Source organism: Crossiella sp. SN42 (assembly GCF_023897065.1).
Taxonomy (GTDB): domain Bacteria; phylum Actinomycetota; class Actinomycetes; order Mycobacteriales; family Pseudonocardiaceae; genus Crossiella.
Window position 1 is genome coordinate 451,102 of sequence record NZ_JAMHIV010000001.1, and the last position, 16,601, is coordinate 467,702.

The 16,601-nt window shown below is 69.7% G+C and carries 17 protein-coding genes and 1 pseudogene; 9 read left to right on the forward strand and 9 right to left on the reverse strand.

Annotation, left to right across the window (positions count from 1 at the left end):
* Positions 1 to 160 precede the first annotated feature (160 nt).
* Positions 161 to 2,068: a radical SAM protein gene (locus tag M8C13_RS01915; RefSeq protein WP_252478653.1), complete on the forward strand. Its 1,908-nt coding sequence runs from the start codon at positions 161 to 163 to the stop codon at positions 2,066 to 2,068.
* Positions 2,065 to 3,255, forward strand: coding sequence for a cytochrome P450 (locus M8C13_RS01920; RefSeq protein ID WP_252478654.1), 1,191 nt, complete (start codon positions 2,065 to 2,067; stop codon positions 3,253 to 3,255). Before M8C13_RS01915 ends, M8C13_RS01920 begins: the two co-directional genes overlap by 4 nt.
* A gap of 69 nt (positions 3,256 to 3,324) precedes the next feature.
* Here M8C13_RS01920 and M8C13_RS01925 read toward each other — a convergent pair whose 3' ends face one another.
* Positions 3,325 to 3,975 (reverse strand): maleylpyruvate isomerase family mycothiol-dependent enzyme, encoded by a 651-nt coding sequence (locus M8C13_RS01925; protein WP_252478655.1) that lies wholly within the window; start codon positions 3,973 to 3,975, stop codon positions 3,325 to 3,327.
* Positions 3,976 to 4,047: 72 nt separating this feature from the next.
* Between M8C13_RS01925 and M8C13_RS01930 the strand changes: the two genes are divergently transcribed.
* Complete coding sequence (locus tag M8C13_RS01930) at positions 4,048 to 5,049, forward strand: RNA polymerase subunit sigma-70 (protein WP_252478656.1); 1,002 nt, start codon at positions 4,048 to 4,050, stop codon at positions 5,047 to 5,049.
* On the opposite strand, the gene M8C13_RS01935 is transcribed toward M8C13_RS01930, so the two are convergent.
* Positions 5,046 to 5,519: a GNAT family N-acetyltransferase gene (locus M8C13_RS01935; RefSeq protein ID WP_252478657.1), complete on the reverse strand. Its 474-nt coding sequence runs from the start codon at positions 5,517 to 5,519 to the stop codon at positions 5,046 to 5,048. The genes M8C13_RS01930 and M8C13_RS01935 overlap by 4 nt on opposite strands.
* A gap of 11 nt (positions 5,520 to 5,530) precedes the next feature.
* Positions 5,531 to 5,914, reverse strand: coding sequence for a helix-turn-helix domain-containing protein (locus M8C13_RS01940; RefSeq protein WP_252478658.1), 384 nt, complete (start codon positions 5,912 to 5,914; stop codon positions 5,531 to 5,533).
* Positions 5,915 to 6,009: 95 nt separating this feature from the next.
* Between M8C13_RS01940 and M8C13_RS01945 the strand changes: the two genes are divergently transcribed.
* Complete coding sequence (locus M8C13_RS01945) at positions 6,010 to 6,417, forward strand: RidA family protein (protein WP_252478659.1); 408 nt, start codon at positions 6,010 to 6,012, stop codon at positions 6,415 to 6,417.
* Positions 6,418 to 6,742: 325 nt separating this feature from the next.
* Here the strand turns inward: M8C13_RS01945 and M8C13_RS01950 are convergent, their stop codons facing one another.
* Entirely contained in the window at positions 6,743 to 7,363 is a 621-nt protein-coding gene (locus M8C13_RS01950; protein ID WP_252478660.1) for a DUF3159 domain-containing protein, read from the reverse strand.
* Positions 7,360 to 8,490: an NAD(P)/FAD-dependent oxidoreductase gene (locus M8C13_RS01955; protein WP_252478661.1), complete on the reverse strand. Its 1,131-nt coding sequence runs from the start codon at positions 8,488 to 8,490 to the stop codon at positions 7,360 to 7,362. Before M8C13_RS01955 ends, M8C13_RS01950 begins: the two co-directional genes overlap by 4 nt.
* 101 nt (positions 8,491 to 8,591) lie before the next feature.
* Here M8C13_RS01955 and M8C13_RS01960 point away from each other — a divergent pair, with 101 nt between their 5' ends.
* Positions 8,592 to 9,200, forward strand: coding sequence for a TetR/AcrR family transcriptional regulator (locus M8C13_RS01960; RefSeq protein WP_256508397.1), 609 nt, complete (start codon positions 8,592 to 8,594; stop codon positions 9,198 to 9,200).
* Between the two features lie 214 nt (positions 9,201 to 9,414).
* Positions 9,415 to 9,773: pseudogene (locus M8C13_RS01965) on the forward strand (SDR family NAD(P)-dependent oxidoreductase).
* Positions 9,774 to 9,807: 34 nt separating this feature from the next.
* Here M8C13_RS01965 and M8C13_RS01970 read toward each other — a convergent pair.
* Positions 9,808 to 10,791: an aldo/keto reductase gene (locus tag M8C13_RS01970; protein WP_252478663.1), complete on the reverse strand. Its 984-nt coding sequence runs from the start codon at positions 10,789 to 10,791 to the stop codon at positions 9,808 to 9,810.
* Positions 10,792 to 11,088: 297 nt separating this feature from the next.
* On the opposite strand from M8C13_RS01970, the gene M8C13_RS01975 reads away from it, so the two are divergent.
* Positions 11,089 to 12,054, forward strand: a complete 966-nt coding sequence (locus M8C13_RS01975) for a tetratricopeptide repeat protein (RefSeq protein WP_252478664.1) — start codon at positions 11,089 to 11,091, stop codon at positions 12,052 to 12,054.
* Between the two features lie 2 nt (positions 12,055 to 12,056).
* Here the strand turns inward: M8C13_RS01975 and M8C13_RS01980 are convergent, their stop codons facing one another.
* Complete coding sequence (locus M8C13_RS01980) at positions 12,057 to 12,242, reverse strand: hypothetical protein (RefSeq protein ID WP_252478665.1); 186 nt, start codon at positions 12,240 to 12,242, stop codon at positions 12,057 to 12,059.
* Between the two features lie 103 nt (positions 12,243 to 12,345).
* Here M8C13_RS01980 and M8C13_RS01985 point away from each other — a divergent pair, with 103 nt between their 5' ends.
* Positions 12,346 to 12,927 carry a dienelactone hydrolase family protein gene (locus M8C13_RS01985; protein WP_252478666.1) on the forward strand — a complete coding sequence of 194 codons (582 nt, stop codon included), beginning with the start codon at positions 12,346 to 12,348 and terminating at the stop codon, positions 12,925 to 12,927.
* Between the two features lies 1 nt (position 12,928).
* Here M8C13_RS01985 and M8C13_RS01990 read toward each other — a convergent pair whose 3' ends face one another.
* Both M8C13_RS01990 and M8C13_RS01995 read right to left on the reverse strand, forming a co-directional pair.
* The gene (locus tag M8C13_RS01990) at positions 12,929 to 14,452 is read right to left on the reverse strand and encodes a hypothetical protein (RefSeq protein ID WP_252478667.1); all 1,524 of its coding nucleotides are present in this window, start codon (positions 14,450 to 14,452) and stop codon (positions 12,929 to 12,931) included.
* A gap of 184 nt (positions 14,453 to 14,636) precedes the next feature.
* Positions 14,637 to 15,092, reverse strand: a complete 456-nt coding sequence (locus tag M8C13_RS01995; RefSeq protein WP_252478668.1) for a zinc-binding dehydrogenase — start codon at positions 15,090 to 15,092, stop codon at positions 14,637 to 14,639.
* 232 nt (positions 15,093 to 15,324) lie between these two features.
* On the opposite strand from M8C13_RS01995, the gene M8C13_RS02000 reads away from it, so the two are divergent.
* A complete protein-coding gene (locus M8C13_RS02000) occupies positions 15,325 to 16,584 on the forward strand; it encodes an ROK family transcriptional regulator (protein ID WP_252478669.1) in 1,260 nt (419 codons plus the stop codon).
* Positions 16,585 to 16,601: the final 17 nt, after the last annotated feature.

The following is a 16,601-nucleotide window of genomic DNA, read 5'->3' on the forward strand; positions in this document are numbered from 1 at the left end:
CTGACGCTAGAGAACGGCGCTGGTCATGCGGCTGCACCCGCACTGGAGCGGACCGGGGCCCGCGTCCAGCTCTGGTGCAGCCGGGCGCCAAGCGGGCGTCCGTAGGCTCCGGGCCGACATCGCCTTGGGCTGCAAGTCCAGTGGACGGAGGCACACCGAGATGACAACCGTGGCGCTAGTGGAGATCCACTCCTGGCACAGCTTCCTCCCGCTGGTATCCGGATACCTCCAGAGTTACGCCCGACAGGACGAGGTGGTCGCGCAGAAGTACGAGTTCGAGATCCTTTCCCGGCACACCTCGGACGGCCGGGTGGCGCTGGTGGCCGAGCTGGCCGAGCTGGACTGCGACATCTACGCGTTCAGCTGCTACATCTGGAACGGCAAGCTGGTGCGCGAGGTGCTGGAGGACCTGGTGCGCCTGCGGCCGAACGCGCAGTACCTGCTGGGCGGCCCGCAGGTGATGAACCACGGCGAGGACTACATTCCGCCGGGCGCGGACAACGTGGCGGTGTGCAACGGCGAAGGCGAGATCACCTTCCTGGAGTACCTGCGCGAGCTGGCCAACGAGTCGCCGGACCTGGGCAAGGTGCCGGGGCTGAGCTTCCGCCGGGACGGCCGGGTGACCACCACCCTGCCGGCCGCGCGGATCAAGGAGCTCACCGAGGTGCCGAGCCCGTTCGTGGCCAACCTGTTCACCGACTCGACCTACCACGTGGCGGTGCTGGAAACGAACCGCGGCTGCCCGTTCCGCTGCGGGTTCTGCTACTGGGGCGCGGCCACCAACGACAAGGTGCACCGCTTCGAGATGGACCGGGTCAAGGCCGACATCGAGTGGATCGCGAAGAACAACATCTACGCGGTCATGATCGCCGATGCCAACTGGGGCCTGTCCGCCCGCGATGTGGAGCTGACCGAGTACATCGTGGAGTGCAAGGAGAAGTACGGGTTCCCGTACTGGGTGACCATCCAGTCGGCCAAGAACAGCCCGGAGCGGGTGTCCAAGATCGTGGACATCCTGTTGCGCGGTGGGCTGATCACCCGGCAGCCGATCTCCCTGCAAAGCGTCAGCGACGAGGCGCTCACCCTGATCGAGCGCAAGAACATCAAGCGGGAGACCTACTCCGAGCTCCAGCGCGACCTGCGGGCCAGGAACATCCCTTCCTTCATCGAGCTGATCTGGCCGCTGCCCGGGGAGACCCTGGGGTCCTATGTGGACGGAATCGTGCAGCTCTGCCGCACCGGCGCGGACATGATCAACGTGTACCCGCAGCTGTTGCTGCACAACACCCCGATCTACGAGCAGCGCGAGCTCTTCGGCGTGCACACCGAGCGGGTGCCCAACCCGGTCGGCGAGGCCGAGCTGGTGGTGCGCACCAAGTGGGTCAACCGGGAGCAGTACGACGAGGGCGTGTGGTTCTGGTACGCGCTGCTGTCGGTCTACGACTCGCGCGGGCTGTACTTCGTCTCCAGCTACCTGGACCGCAAGGGCATCATGTCCTTCGACGAGCTGTTCTGGGCGGTGATCGCCTTCTACCGGGAACACCAGGAGTACGAGCTCGCCCGCTACATCAAACGCTCGGTGGAGACCCTGGACCACTACGAGTACAGCAACGGCGGCATGGTCGCCCACCAGATCCAGCACAGCCACCGGCAGGAGGCGGACCGGCTGATGCACGAGTTCGCCTCGGCCCAGCCCTGGTGGTCGGACCCGACCGTGCGCGCGCTGTTCGAGCTGGACATGGTGGCCCGGCCCTACCCCTACATCGAACCGGTGCAGGAACCCGGGGTTCCGTTGAAGGAGATGAACATCTTCGAGATGGGCGAGCACCACGTGACCGTGGACCTGCCGCCGCACCTGGTCGCCGAGCTGGTCGAGCGCCAGCTGCTGGACGATCCCTCGGCACACCGGGTGCGCCTGGACTTCACCGGGAAGAACAAGCAGGTCTGCGCGGATGAGAACGACTCGCTCGCCAACGGCCTGTACTGCGCCAACTTGCTGGAGCAGATGCTGGACATGCTGCCCGAGTACCAGGTCTGTGACACCGCACTGACGGGAGACGCCCGATGACCACCCAGGACATGCCCGCCCTCCCCTTCGACCGCCCCACCATCCTGGACATCCCGCCGATGCTGCGGCAGCTCCAGGCCGAGCGCCCGATCACCAAGGTGCGCACCATGATGGGCGACGAGGCCTGGCTGGTCACCCGCTACGAAGAGGCCAAGTCGCTGTTCACCGACCACCGCCTGATCCGCTCGCACCCGGACCCGGAGAACGCGGCGAAGGTCAGCGAGTCGGCCATGATGGGCGGCCCGGTCGGCACCTACGAGACCGAGGACTACGACCACACCCTGATGCGCTCCCTGCTCGGCGGTTCCTTCTCCGCCAAGCGGATGCGCATGCTGCGGCCGCGCATCGGCGGCCTGGTCGACGACCTGCTCGACGAGATGGCCAAGAAGACGCCGCCGGCCGACCTGCACCAGGAGCTGGCGTTCCCGTTGCCGGTGCTGGTGATCTGCGAGCTGCTCGGCGTGCCGTATGAGGACCGCGACCAGTTCCGCATCTGGTCCGAGGGCGCGGCCGACATGTTCAACGGCGAGCACTCCCTTGAGCAGCTCACCGAGCTGCGCGCCTACACCGGTTCCCTCATCGAGGCGCGCCGCACCAACCCGGGCGAGGACGTGATCTCCGACATCGCCCGCGCCTACAACGAGGGCAAGCTGAACATGGACTACGCGGTCGGTCTGGCCACCGGCCTGCTCTTCGCCGGGCACATGACCACCGTGGTGCTGGTGGAGTTCGGCACCCTGCACATGCTCACCTATCCCGAGCAGCGCAAGCGCCTGGTGGAGGACCCCTCGCTGGTGGAGTCCGCGGTGGAGGAGATGCTGCGCTTCACCGACGCCGGCGGCGGCAACTTCGTCCGCTACGCCCGGGATGAGATCAAGATGGGCGATGTCACCATCAACTTCGGCGACGCGGTGCTGATCAGCGGCATCGCGGCCAACCGGGACCCGCGCTTCTTCACCGACCCGGACACCTTCGACGTCACCCGCGAACCCAACTCGCACCTGTCCTTCGGCAGCGGACGGCACCTGTGCATCGGCGCCACGCTGGCGCGGGTGGAGCTGGAGGCGGTGTTCAGCCGGTTGTTCCAGCGCTTCCCGAACCTGGAGCTGGCGGTGCCGGTTGAGGAGCTGGAGCTGCTGGACAACCTGCTGCCCGGCGGCCTGGTGAGCCTGCCGGTGAAGTGGTGACGCGGCAAGGCTAGTTGACGGCGCGAAACCTGGCCGGGACACCGGAGTCCTGGCCAGGTTTCGCGCTGCTCAGGTTCGCGGCGAACGCTCGCGCAGTGCGGAAACCCCGTCCCCGTGCAGCTCAGCGCAGGACGTGGCGCGACCGGTCATGGCCATGATCAGCGCGAGGGTGCGGCCGGACACCAGCGGCCCCTCCCCCGCGGTGAAGGGGCCGTCGGTGGCGACCAGCCGCAGTCCCTCGACCCGTTTCCTGGCCACGACTACCTGGTCGGTGCTCCGGTAGTACTCGGCGACCCGGGTGAGCGTCGTGATCGGGGATTCGTGGTGGATGCCCAGCGGCTGGCGGATGTCCTCGCCGTGCACGATCGTCTCGCCGAGCATCGCGAGGACCGGCAGTGGCGGCTTGGTCGTGCTGGTGACCGCGCGGCGAAACCGTTGCAGTGTCTCGGCGGGTGAGTCGCCGAGCTGTTCGGCCAGGCGCATGGCCACCTGCTTGTCGAAGTCGAAGCGGCAGCGCACCACCCCGGCGAACCAGCGCAGGCCGGTCAGGTTCGCCGCGGAGGTCAGGTGGGCCAGCACCTCCCGCACGGACAGTTCGCTGCACAGCGAACGGGTGGACCACTGCTCGTCGGTGAGGTGGGTCAGGTCGGTTGCCAGGGCGGCGCGTTCGGCGTGCACCAGCGGCCAGAGCTCGGCGGGGCGGTTGCGGGGGTCGGCCATCGTGGTGGTCCTTCCTCGGTGATCAGTGCTGTCACGGGGTGGGACCGCGGCCGTCGGGCAGAATCGTCGGTGATGGACGACACTCTTTCCGCGCAGGCCACCGACGTCGAGCGCGCCCGCGCCGGTGACGAGGCCGCGTTCACCCGCCTGGTGACGCCGTTGCACCCCGAGCTGCGCGCGTACTGCTACCGCATCCTCGGCTCGATCCACGACGCCGACGACGCCCTGCAGGACGCCCTGTTGCGGGCCTGGCGGGCGTTCGGGCGGTTCGAGGGCCGCAGCTCGCTGCGCACCTGGCTCTACACCGTGGCCACCCGCACCAGCCTCGACCTGGCCGAGGCGCGCGGCAGGCGGGCCCTGCCGGTGGACCTCGGCCCGGCCAGCGAACGGGCGGTGGTGGAGGGCAACGACCCGGTCACCGACGTGGCCTGGCTCGGCCCCTATCCCGGAAACGCCGCCGACGACCGGTACCTGCGCCGTGATTCGGTGGAGCTGGCGTTCGTGGCCGCGCTGCAACACCTGCCCGGCAACCAGCGCGCGGCACTGGTGCTGGCCGAGGTGCTCGGCTTCTCCGCGGCCGAGATCGCCGGGATCATGAAGACCTCCGCCACGTCGGTGAGCTCCGCCATCGCCCGCGCCAGGCGAACGCTCGACGCGAAGGCGCCCCGCTGCTCGCCGCCCTCGGCCGACGACGCCCGGCTGCGCCACCTGGCCACCGGTTTCGCCGACGCCCTGATCAACGGCGACCCCGACGCCCTGCTCGCGCTGCTGTGCGCGGACGTCACCTGGACCATGCCGCCGCTGCCGCACTGGTACCGCGGCCGCGCCGCCGTCGTGGACTTCGCCGTCGAGGTCCCGATGACCCGCTGCCCCAGCTGGCGCTACCTGCTCACCACCGCCAATGGGCTGCCCGCCATCGCCTTCTACCTCGGCGAGCACCCGCGGGCGAGCCACCAGCCGTGGTCCATCACCGCCTTCACCGCCCGGCACGGCCTGATCGCCACCATCACGTCCTTCCTCGGTGCCGGCCACTTCCCGCCGTTCGGACTGCCCGCCGCACTACCGGGACACTAGTCAAGGCGCAGCACGGTTTCCTCGATCTCGGCGTCTCTGGCGGCGGCGTAGGCGACCTCCGTGCCGATGGCCACAAAACCCGCCTTGTGCAGCACCCGCAACGAGCCCAGGTTGTCGCTGGCCGCCCGCGCGTACACCGGCCGCACCGGCAGCCCGGCCAGCAGCAGGGCCAGCGCCCGGCTGGCGATGCCCTGTCCCCATGCCGAGCGGTCGATCCAGTAGGTGACCTCGGTGTCGCCGTCCAGCACGAAGTTGCCGATGGTGCCGACCAGCCGGCCGTCGCTGGTCACCGCGCGCAGGGTGACCTCCGGCGAGGTGCGCAGCTTGTGCACGTGCGCGTCGAAGGCGGCGCGGTCGTTGGGATCCCTGGCGGTGAAGGCGGCCATCCGCACCGCCTCGGGGTCGCGCATCTGCTCGAACAGCGCGTCCAGGTCGGTGTCCTGGACCGGGCGCAGGGCCACGGTGCTCACAGCGTTCTCCTTCAGGCGTCGAAGCGGCGGCGGGACTGCTCGATGTGGCCGAGGAACCGGCGGGTCCAGTCGCACATGCCGTCCACCGTCCTGCGCAGCCCGTGCCCGGCCTCGGTGAGGGTGTACTCGACCTTCGGCGGCACGGTGGGGTGCACGAACCGCTCGACCAACCCGTTGCGCTCCAACAGGCGCAGGTTTTGGGTGAGCATCTTGTGGCTGATGCCCTGCACCCGGTCCCGCACCTCGCCGAAGCGCAGCGTGCCGTCCCCGATCACCTCGATGATCAGCAGCGCCCACTTGTTCGCGATGTCGGAGAAGATCTCCCTGGCCAGCGAGTCCGCGCGCATCAGGTCCGCCTGCTGCTCGGGCGTGCCCGCGTATTGCTTGGTCACCACAAAGTTCCCCAGTCACTCTAAAGTGCGTTCTTCCAGGTCAGCGGTCACTCTCCTACGGTTCTCCAGTAACCGCAAGAGAGCACGGAGGAGCAAGCATGGCCATCACCCTGGTCAACCCCAGTGGACTGCCCGAGGTCGGCGCCTACCACCAGGTCGCCGTCGCGAGCGGGTCCCGGCTGGTCTTCCTGGCGGGCCAGGTCGCCTGGGACGCCGACGGGGTCACCGTCGGTCCTGGTGACCTGGCCGCGCAGGTCGAGCAGTGCTACCGCAACGTCGCCGCCGCGCTGGCCGGGGTGGGCGGCACGTTCGCCGACGTGGCGAAGCTGACCATCTACGTCGTGGACTGGACCCCGGAGAAGATGCCGCAGCTCATGGACGGCATCGGCCGGGCCGCCGCGGCCCTTGGCGTGACGCCGGTGCCGCCGGGCACGTTGATCGGCGTGGCCGCGCTGGACGTGCCCGAACACCTGGTCGAGGTGGAAGCCACCGCGGTACTGGACTAGACAGATCCCATGGCAACCCCACCGCACGCCGCCCCGGTCTCGGTGGTTATCTCCAGCTCGATGGGTGGTGTTCGTGATGTAGTACGCACCCAGTCGTCCTGAGTTAACGGTCCTTCACCCGGCCCCACAAAATGATCAGACACCGGCATGGCATCCCAGATGGTGCGGTAGCCAACCTGATCTACTACCCGGCGCTGTCGATGACTGCCGGGCGTCGCACGACACAAATGTACGCTCATGCTTGATATGCGGACGAAAACGGATGAGTGTGACCCGTTGCCTTGCGGTGGCGCGGCACTCTGCTGCGATTGATCGCCGCCGTGGGCTATTGGACGGTCTGTGGGTCCTTACGAAGGATTCGCCAGCACAGGTAGACGCACACGCCAGCCGCGGGCGCACCTCCCAGGAACGTGGCGGCAATCCCGAGCGGGATCACTGCTCCGGCCAGGTACAGCGGCACCAGTACTGCCGTGGCGATGGTGAACTTTGCCAGGAATACCGCCGTGCACACGTAATAGCGCCGCAGTTGCCGGCGATCGCGTCGCCAGGCGAGGCGTTCGCCGCGCACTGTGCCCATCACCAATCCGATGACCGGCCATCGCACCAGCATGGACACCAGGAACAGCACGCCACCGCCTGCCTGCAACAGGACGGCGCTGAGGTAGAAGTCGACCGCGTGCCCAGTGCTCCCGGCCAGCAGCGCGGACACTCCAACCACGATCAACCCGATCGCCGGCTGCCAGACCTTACCGCCGGTGCACAGCCGCACCACGGCCAACACGAACACGCCGCCGACCGCGACCAGCGCGGACGCCAGCACCTGCCCAGTCAGCAGATACGCGACAAGGAACAGCGCTCGCGACACGACGCCCTCGGCGACCGTGCGCCAACCGCCGACCGCGCTGAACAACGACAGCGATTTCTGCGTCAGCATGCTGAGGCTCATGTGTTCGCCTTCGCCGCGGCAGGCGTGAAACTGTTGCGGCGCATCGTGTCCTCGTAGGCGCCGATAGCGTCGAGCAAGTCGAACCGACCACGGTACGCCTCGACCAGTGCCTCGCAGAGATGGCGCGCGTCCTGCATCGCCAGGTTGCCGCCGAAACCCGGGGCCAGGTGGATCGCGTCGCCGATGACCGTCACCGGACTGGCGGGCCAGGCAGGCATCGGCGGGATCACTCCGACACGGAGCGGGACCGTGACGTCCGGCCACGCCTCGGCGACGACCAACCGCAGGGCCGAAGGCAGATCCATGGTCAACTCCTTGGCCAGGCGCCACACCGCAGCCGAACCGAGCCGCTCCTGTGTGGTGGGCACGGCCCACATCACGTAGTCCTCGATCTCGGCGACCGCGCTGCGATGCAAGGCGGACAGCCACTGCCGTCGCGCGGCCACCGGCGGCTGGGTGAACCGCAGCACTCCCAACGCCATCATCGTGCCGCGCACGTGTGCACTGGCCGGGCTGTCGCCGATCAGGCCGGGCAACCCGGTACCGGCCACAGCACGAAGTGGAGTCGCGCCCATGATCATGCGTCGTCCGACATCCACCACCCGCACATCCGGCAAGTACTGGCGGCGAACCGCCGAACCGACTCCGTCCGCACCGACCAGTACATCCGCCGTGTCCGTGCGGCCGTCGGCGAACCACACCCGGACTGTGCCGTCGGCGCGCTGCTCGAACCGCGTGAACTCCGCCCCGAATCGGACCACGTCGTCCAGTTCCGTCAGCAACACCGCCCGCAGCAGCGGCCGGTGGACCTGCCGACCAGGCCGTGCCCGGCCCGCCATGCCGTCGGACGACCGAGTGCCCGTGACGGTGAGCTCGCCGTCCCTGTCGGACAGCGTCAAGGTCTGCTCACGCGGTCCTCCCATGGTGGCCTCCACCATCGCGGCATGCGCCGGAGGCAGACACGCACGCAGCGCCGATGCGCCGCGGTCGTCGATGTGCAGGCTGACGCCCTGCTGACGCCCCAACGCGCCGTCTCGCTCGTACACCACGACGTCGACCCCTGCCCGACGTAACCCGTGAGCGAGCGTCAACCCGCCCAGACCAGCGCCGACCACAACCACCCTCATCCCCGCACCCCATTCTTCATCGCCTGATGAAGAACACTCTAGGGCGAGCCTCGACCAAACTCCACCGAGCGATGAAGAAAGAGTGTTAGGCTGCAGCGGTCATGACAGAACACAACAACCACCGTCGTCCCGGACGCTGGCGGTCCGGCGCGGAGAGCAAGCAGCGAGTCCTGCAGGTCGCCCGCGAACTGTTCGACCACAACGGCTACAGCGGCACGACCGTGCGCGCGATCGCCACCGCGGCGGGAGTCGACCCGGCGATGGTGTTCTACTTCTTCGGCACCAAACAAGGCCTGTTCAGCGCCGCGATCGACATGTCCGACACCGTCCCGCCGGCCATCGAGTCGATCTTCGCCGGCAGCCTCGACACCATCGGCGAGCGCATCGTCCGGACACTCGTGGAGAACCTCGACAGGTCCAACCGCACGCCGCTGGTCATGCTGACCAGGTCGGCGCCCACCGACCCGAAGTCCGAAGCACTGCTGCGCGAATTCATCGACCGGGAGATCACCGACCGGCTCGCGGCACTGCTCGACACGCCGGACGCCGCGCTGCGGGCGGGCATGGTCAACGTCCAGATCCTGGGTCTCGCGGTAGCCCGGTACATCGTACGCATCGAGCCGATCGCATCATCATCCGTCGACGAGCTGGCCACCATGTTCGGTCCGCTCGTGCAGCATTGCCTGACCGGACGAACAACACCATCGTGAGTGTGGTTTCTCTGGCCAGTCAGGGATTTCCAGGTCGTCGAATCTCGCCAACGCACTTCTCTCATCCCGCCAAGCGGTCGAGGAGCCCTGACGAACATGATCAACTACTGGCCGTCACGCTCTGACGAATACGGAGCCGTGCCTGGGCACTGCTACATCCCCAACCGCTCGCCGGGGACGGCACTGTCGAGGACATGTCTACGACGTAGATGCCCTGTTCAAGCGACTATTCTGCGGCGAGCTGGAGATAAGGGCGATCACCGGCGCGGGCTCGGGCATCGGCCGCGCGGTGGCCCGCGAACTGCTCGCCGCCGGGCACCGGGTCGCGCTGGCCGGGCGGCGATCCGAGGCGCTGCGGGAGACCGCGGCGGAGTCGGACTCGGTGCTGGTGGCCCCGGTCGACGTCACCGATGCCGACTGCTCCAGGCCGACGGCTCGGTGGCGCCGGAGCCGACCATGGACGTGGCGCACGTGGCCGAGGCGGTGCGCTACATGGCCGGACTGCCGTTGTCGGCCAACGTGCAGACCATCACCGTGATGGCCACGACCATGCCGCTGATCGGCCGCGGCTGACCCCAGACCACCCGGGGTCAGCCTTTCGCCTGTGTTACCAGCGGTCCGCGATCTGCGGCGCGATCAGCTCGTCGTAGACCGCCCGCACGGTGGCCAGCGCGTCCTCCTCCAGCGGGGCCAGCGCCGCCGCGGCCGCGTTGCCCTTGGCCTGCCCGGGGTTGCGCGCACCGGGGATCACCACGCTCACCCCCGGCTGGTCGATGATCCAGCGCAGCGCGAACTGGGCCATGGTCGCGCCCTCGGGCACCAGCGGGGCCAACCGGCGGACCGCTTGCAGGCCAACGGAGAAGTCCACGCCGGAGAAGGTCTCGCCGACGTCGAAGGCCTCGCCGTGCCGGTTGTAGGTGCGGTGGTCGTTCTCGGCGAAGGTGGTGTTCTCGTTGTACCGCCCGGAAAGCAGGCCACTGGCCAGCGGCACCCTGGCCAGGATGCCGACCCCGGCCGCCGCGGCGGCGGGCAGCACCTCGGCGAGCGGACCCAGCCGGAGCATGTTGAGGATGATCTGCACGCTGGCCACGCCGGGGTGGGCGATCGCGGTCAGCGCCTCGGCGCGGGTCTCCACGCTGACGCCGTAGGCGGCGATCCGCTTCTCCGCGACCAGGGTGTCCAGGTTGTCGAAGACCTCGTCGGAGGAGAAGACCGGGGTGGGCGGGCAGTGCAGCTGGACCAGGTCCAGGGTGTCCACGCCGAGGTTGGCCCGGGAGCGGTCGGTCCAGGCGCGGAAGTTGTCCAGGGTGTAGTTGGCCGGCACCTGCTCGACCCGGCGGCCCATCTTGGTGGCCACGGTGATCCCGTCGGCGCCGCGGGCCTTCAGGAACTGGCCGATCAGGCGTTCGCTGCGGCCGTCACCGTAGACGTCGGCGGTGTCGATCAGGGTCACCCCGGACTCGACCGCGGCGGCCAGCACCGCGAGGGCCTGGTCCTCGTCCACCTCGCCCCAGTCCGCGCCCAGCTGCCACGCGCCCAGTCCGACCACGCCGACCTGCCTGCCGGTGCGGCCCAGTACTCGCTGCTCCACCGTGTGTGCTCCTTCGTCCGCCCGGATGCGGCCCTCATTATCGGGGACGCCGAGATGTTTAGGTAAACAACACCACGGTGCGGACTCAGGGTGGGCAATCGGCGGCGAAGCGCCACGGGATGCCTCCCCCAGGTCAACACAGTCGCCGTAGGCCGGACGAGCGAGGCCATCCGGATGGACCCGCCGCCGCATTCGCGCAACCGAGCTGATCCGAAACCGATATTCGCGATCTTGTGATTCCCCCGCGTCCGGCGCGCTAGGCTCCCCCGTTCCGGGTGGGCGGCACGGGAGGCAGTGGTGGAACCGGAAGGCACAGCAGGCCGGGAACAGACGTTGCCCGCGCGCCGCGAGCTCGCCGACGCGCTGGGCCGTGGCGGACAGGCCGGGGAGGCGGCCTCCGCCTTGCACCGGCTGGTCGCCGAGTGCGAGGACCGCTTCGGCGCCGGGCACCAGCAGAGCCTGCTGACCAGGGATCTTTCCGCGCGCTGGGCCGGTGAGGCCGGTGATCCGGTGCTGGCCAGCACGGAGTTCGACGAGCTGCTGCCCCGCTTCCGCGCCTGTTTCGGCCCCGAGCACCCGCACACCCTGCGCAGCTGGCACAGCCTCGGCTACTGGAGCGGCGAGGCCGGCGACGTGCACCGGGCCGCGGAGCTGTGCCGCACCCTGCTGCCGGTGCGCGCCAAGGTGCTCGGCGAGCAGCACCCGGCCACCCTGCGCACCCGGCACCGCCTGGCCTACTGGCTCGCCGAGACCGGCCACGACGGCCAAGCCCAGGAGATGCTGGCCGGACTGCTCACGCTGCGCACCGAACTGTTCGGCCCGGACCACCCCGACACCCTGGTCACCGCGCGCGAACTGGCCAAACTCCAAGGCAGGCTGGGCGATCCCCGGTCCGCGGCGGCCCGGCTGCAACGAATCTGCCGGGCGCAGGGCCGGGCACTGGGCACCGAACACCCGACCACGCTGGGCAGCTGGCACGAGCTGGCCCGCTGCCTCGGCCTGGCCGGCAGCGCGGACCGGGCCGCCGCGATGCTCACCGATCTGCTGGCGCGCCGCCGCAAGTCGCAGGGCCCATGGCATCCGCGGACCTTGCTCAGCTGGCACGAGCTGGCCTACTGGGAGGCCGCCTGCGGCCGGACCGGCCTGGCGGTGGACCGGCTGCGCGAGCTGCTGCCGATGCGCCGTCGGGTGCTGGGCGAGCGGCACCGGCACTGCCGGGCCAGTGAGGAGCTGCTCGCCGAGCTGGGCGCGCGCCGCGGCTGAGCTCAGGCGTTGTGGTCGGCCACCATCCGGACCCTGGCGCACAGCTCGATCATCAGGTGCTCGGCGGCGGCCATCCCGCCCTCGGCCTTGGCGTGCGCCACCAACTGCCCGGCGCGGGCGGCGTCCCCGCGCTCGACGGCGGCGACCAGCTCCTCCGCTCGGCCGTGCAACCAGGCGAAGTCCGCCACTTCCGCTCTCCCCAGGGTCGATGGTCTGACCATTGTGGGACAGCGCGGACCTGGAAAGCCCTACCGTAGTGACTTCATCGTCCGCCTAAGCAGGGGGGTTGTCATGGCTGAGGTAGTCCTGTTCCACCACGCCCTGGGCCTTACCCAGGGGATCACCGGTTTCGCCGACCAGCTGCGCCAGGCCGGGCACACCGTGCACACGCCAGACCTGTTCGAGGGACACACCTTCGCCACCCTGGACGAGGGCATGGCGCACGTGCGGCAGATCGGCTTCGGCGAGGCGGTCAACCGCGGCGCGGCGGCGGTGGCCGACCTGCCCGCCGAGCTGGTCTACGCCGGGTTCTCCCTGGGCGTGCTGCCCGCGCAGATGCTGGCCCAGACCCGGCCGGGCGCCCGCGGTGCGCTGCTCTACTACTCGTGCGTGCCGGTCACCGAGTTCAGCCCGACCTGGCCGGCCGAGGTGCCGGTGCAGGTGCACGGCATGGACGCGGACCCGTTCTTCGCCGGTGACGGCGACCTGGACGCGGCCCGGGACCTGGTCGCCTCCGCGGTGGCTCCGGCCGAGCTGTTCCTCTACCCGGGCGACCAGCACTACTTCGCCGACGCCACCCTGGACTCCTACGACCCGGCCGCCGCCGCGCTGCTGCTGGAACGCACGCTGGCCTTCCTGCGCTCGGTGTCCTGACTCACCAGGGGGTGCCCCGGTCCGACTGCGGCAGTTCGGATCGGGGCCTGCCATCGGCATGCCTGTGCCAGCGCAGGCCCTCGGGTGCCACCCTGGGCCCCGTCCCGAGGGCACCCAGCCACAGGTGGTCCTCCGGTCCCGGTGACTGCACCTGGATGAGGAAGCCCGTCCAAGAGATCCTCTGCCACCACAGCGCCTCGGTGTAGAACCGGCTGGAGACCACCAGCGTCACCGGCCAGTCCATCCGGCCGTACGGCAACTGCCGGTGCACCACCGGACTGTCGGCCAGCACGGACAGCCGCTCCAGCTCCGGACCGACGGCCAGCACCACTCGCAGCCTCGGCCCAAGCAGCGGCTGTGTCAGCACGTCGTACAGGCTTTCCAGGAATCGGGCCAATCGCGCTGACAACGGCGGCAGGGCGAGCTGAACGCGCGCGTCGTGGACCACGACCTCGCCCGGCGGCCAGTCCAGTCCGGCCCGCGTGGTCACCTGCGCCAGCAGCTCATCCAGCACGCCGACGGGCGCTCGCTGACCACCGGACGCGATCGGGAACTCCAGCCGGAGGGTCAGTTCACCGCCCAGTTCGCACGGACCCCCGGCGGCCAGGTACTCCTGGAAAGTGTTGTGCGCGAACCACAACCGGCCGGGCTCGACGTCCCGCAGCAGCTGCCCGTCACCGGAGATCTGGCTGACCACTTCGGTCTCCGGTTGCCGCACCCTGGGCATGGTCGCCAGCGTCTCGGACAGCCCGGCACCCTTGGCATAGCCGCTCAGCAACGTCAGCTTTTCCGTGCGGGACAACGGCTCCGGGCACCGCGCCGGGGTTGGGGTCGGCGGTGGTTCGAGCCATTGGTCCAGCAGCGCGGCGCGTATGTCGCCGTCAGCGGGCAGCCGTCCGCCCCTCCGCTGGTACAGGGCGCACAGTGCGGCGCACAGCATCCGGTCCGTCACCAGCGAGGTCAGTCGTGGGCTCGCCTGGATCGCCGACAACAGCGACGCACCCGGATCCGATTCTCCGGCAACGGGTTTCCACGGCCACGACCGCACGAACCGGGCGAGTTCCGCCGCTGCCATGGGCTGCAACCGGGCCACCGTTGGTTTGGCGAGAGGTAGGTCCGCTGGGTAGTTCCTGACCGCGAGCACACATCGGGTGTCCGGATGGTCAGTCATGACTCGCCTGAGCCGGTCGAGGATCTGGGGCCGGGTGCCGGGCTCCTCGTCCAGGCCGTCCAGCAACAGCAAGGCCCGATCCGTTCCGCGCGCACCGGCCAGCCACCGCAGCGCCGCGGTCTTCCCGGCCCCCGGCGCACCCAGCAACACCACCACCCGGTGCCGATCGACCACCTCGCCCAGCGGCACCGTCTCGTTGCGCACGAACACAAACGGCTCGACCAGGTGATCCTGATCTATATCGTCATCGATCAAGGCCGGAAGTGGCTCACCGCCGCGCAACGCGTTGACCACCGAGGAGACCGCGGCCTCGAACTCCGCCGCCCCTGGCGACGGACCAGCCCACGCGCGCATCCCGAAAACCTCGGCGGTCTCCTCCAGCTCCCGGCACAACCGCCGTCGGGCAAGGGGATCCGCGATGTGCCCGGCCAGCCCGTCCGCCAGATCCTCGGTCCACTCCAGTGCCTCGTCGCCGAGCCAGCGGGCCAGGGCGGTGCGGATGATCCGGTCGCCGGTCGCCAGGTGGTTGAGGTGCGGGTCAGCAGAAGGTCAGGACCGGCTTGATGGTCGCGCCGCTCCGGACGTCCTCGACCACCTGCTGGATGTCGGCGAAGTCGTAGGTGGTGATCAGCTCCGAGACCGGTAGCCGCCCGTCGGCGACCATCGCCGCCAGCGTGGGAATGAACGTCTGGGTCTCGCTGTCGCCGAGGGTGATGCCGACGATGTGCTTGCCGCCGAGGAGACCATTGACCTCGAGCCCGACCTCGGTGCCGAACGGCGGGGCGCCCACCACCACCGCGGTGCCGCGGGCGGCGAGGCTCTCCACGGCCTGCCGAAGCACCCGCACGTTGCCGGTCGTCTCGATGACGCCTGCGCAACCGGCGCCTCCGGTGATCTCGGCGATGCGCTCGGGGTAGTCCTCCTTCGCGGCATCGATCACGTGGGTCGCGCCCAGATCGAGATCCTGCGCACCTACCTCGTGCGTTGCCGCCACGCGCTGAGCGGCGGCACTCCACGCTGAGCGCCGGGTCTCACCCGCCGTCGCCGGGCGCAAGGAGATCGGCGAGCAGATCGGCCGATACCGCCACGCCACGCTCGTGTGGTGCCACCGCAGCGACGGCGTTCGTGACCTAGCGACTGCGCCGCGAGCTGTTGGCGGCCGACTCGGATCGGCGATCCTAGTAAATAAAGTAGCCTGGCAAAGGGGTGGAACGGAGGAGGGATCTGTGGCGAGAAGCCCGGTCGGGGCAAGCCGGTCGAAGACGCGCGGCTTGGTCCTGGACCTGATCCGGGCTGCGCGCACGATCAGCCGGGTGGAGCTCGCGGCGGCGACCGGTCTGACCGGCGCGACGATTTCCGAGGTTGTCCGGGAGCTGCTGGGCGATGGCCTGGTCGTCGAGGTCGGCCGGGGCGCGCCGACGGGTGGCAAGCCGCGCACGCTGGTCCAGCTCAACCCGCTGGCTCGCTATGCCGTAGGCGTCCTGCTGGAGCGCAACACGTGCGTCATCGTGGTCGTCGATCTGGCTGGACGACCGGTGGCCCGGACCTCGTTCCAAGGCATGGCCTCGACGCCGCCGGAGCGAGGGCTGCCACTGGTGGCGGCACAGGTGGACGCCCTGCTGGCGACGGCCGCGGTGGACCGCGAGAAGGTGCTGGGGGTCGGCCTGGTCAGTTACGGCCCGCAGGACCGGGACGCGGGTGTGCTGCTGACGCCGCAGCCCACCGAGGAGTGGTGCGACTACCCCGTCGCGCGGCGCCTGGCGGAGAGTCTCGGCCTGCCCGTGCTGCTCGACAACGACGCCGCGGCGGCCGCCATCGGCGAGTACTGGCTGGGTGCGGTGGACCCGCGGAGCACCTATGGCTGTATCTACATGGCCACCGGCATCGGCGGCGGGGTGGTGGTCGCCGGTGAGGTGTACCGGGGCAGCTCGTCGAACGGTGCGGAGATCGGTCACATCTCGATCGACGTCCACGGCGAGGAATGCCCGTGCGGCAACGTCGGGTGCCTGGAGAACTACGCAGGCCCGTCGGCGCTGGTCAAGCAGGCGCTGGCGACACCGGGACTCGTGCGGCGGCTGGCGCTTGATCCGGCCGGCGACGACTTGCTGACCGAGTTCGCGCGGATCGCGGCAGCCGCGAACACCGGCGATCCCGAGGCCCGTGAGCTCGTCGAGCGGTCGGCGCGTTACCTCGGTCATGCCGCGGTCACCCTGGCGTGCCTGTTCGACCTGGACGCGATCGTGCTGGCCGGGCCGAGCTTCGTGGTGGCGGGTTCGATCTACCAGGCGGTGATCCAGCAGGAGGTGGACCGCCGGTTGTTCGCCCGGCGGGCACATCCGGTGCGGGTGGTGCCGTCGGTCAACGGGTCAGACGCGGCAGCGATCGGCGGGGCGGTTCTCGTGCTGCAGAGCGAGCTGACACTCGGCCACGGCCGCTCCGCGAACGGGACGCGGCCGGTGCCCGCCGGCGCGGGCGGGACGTCCTGACCATTCGCGCAGGTATG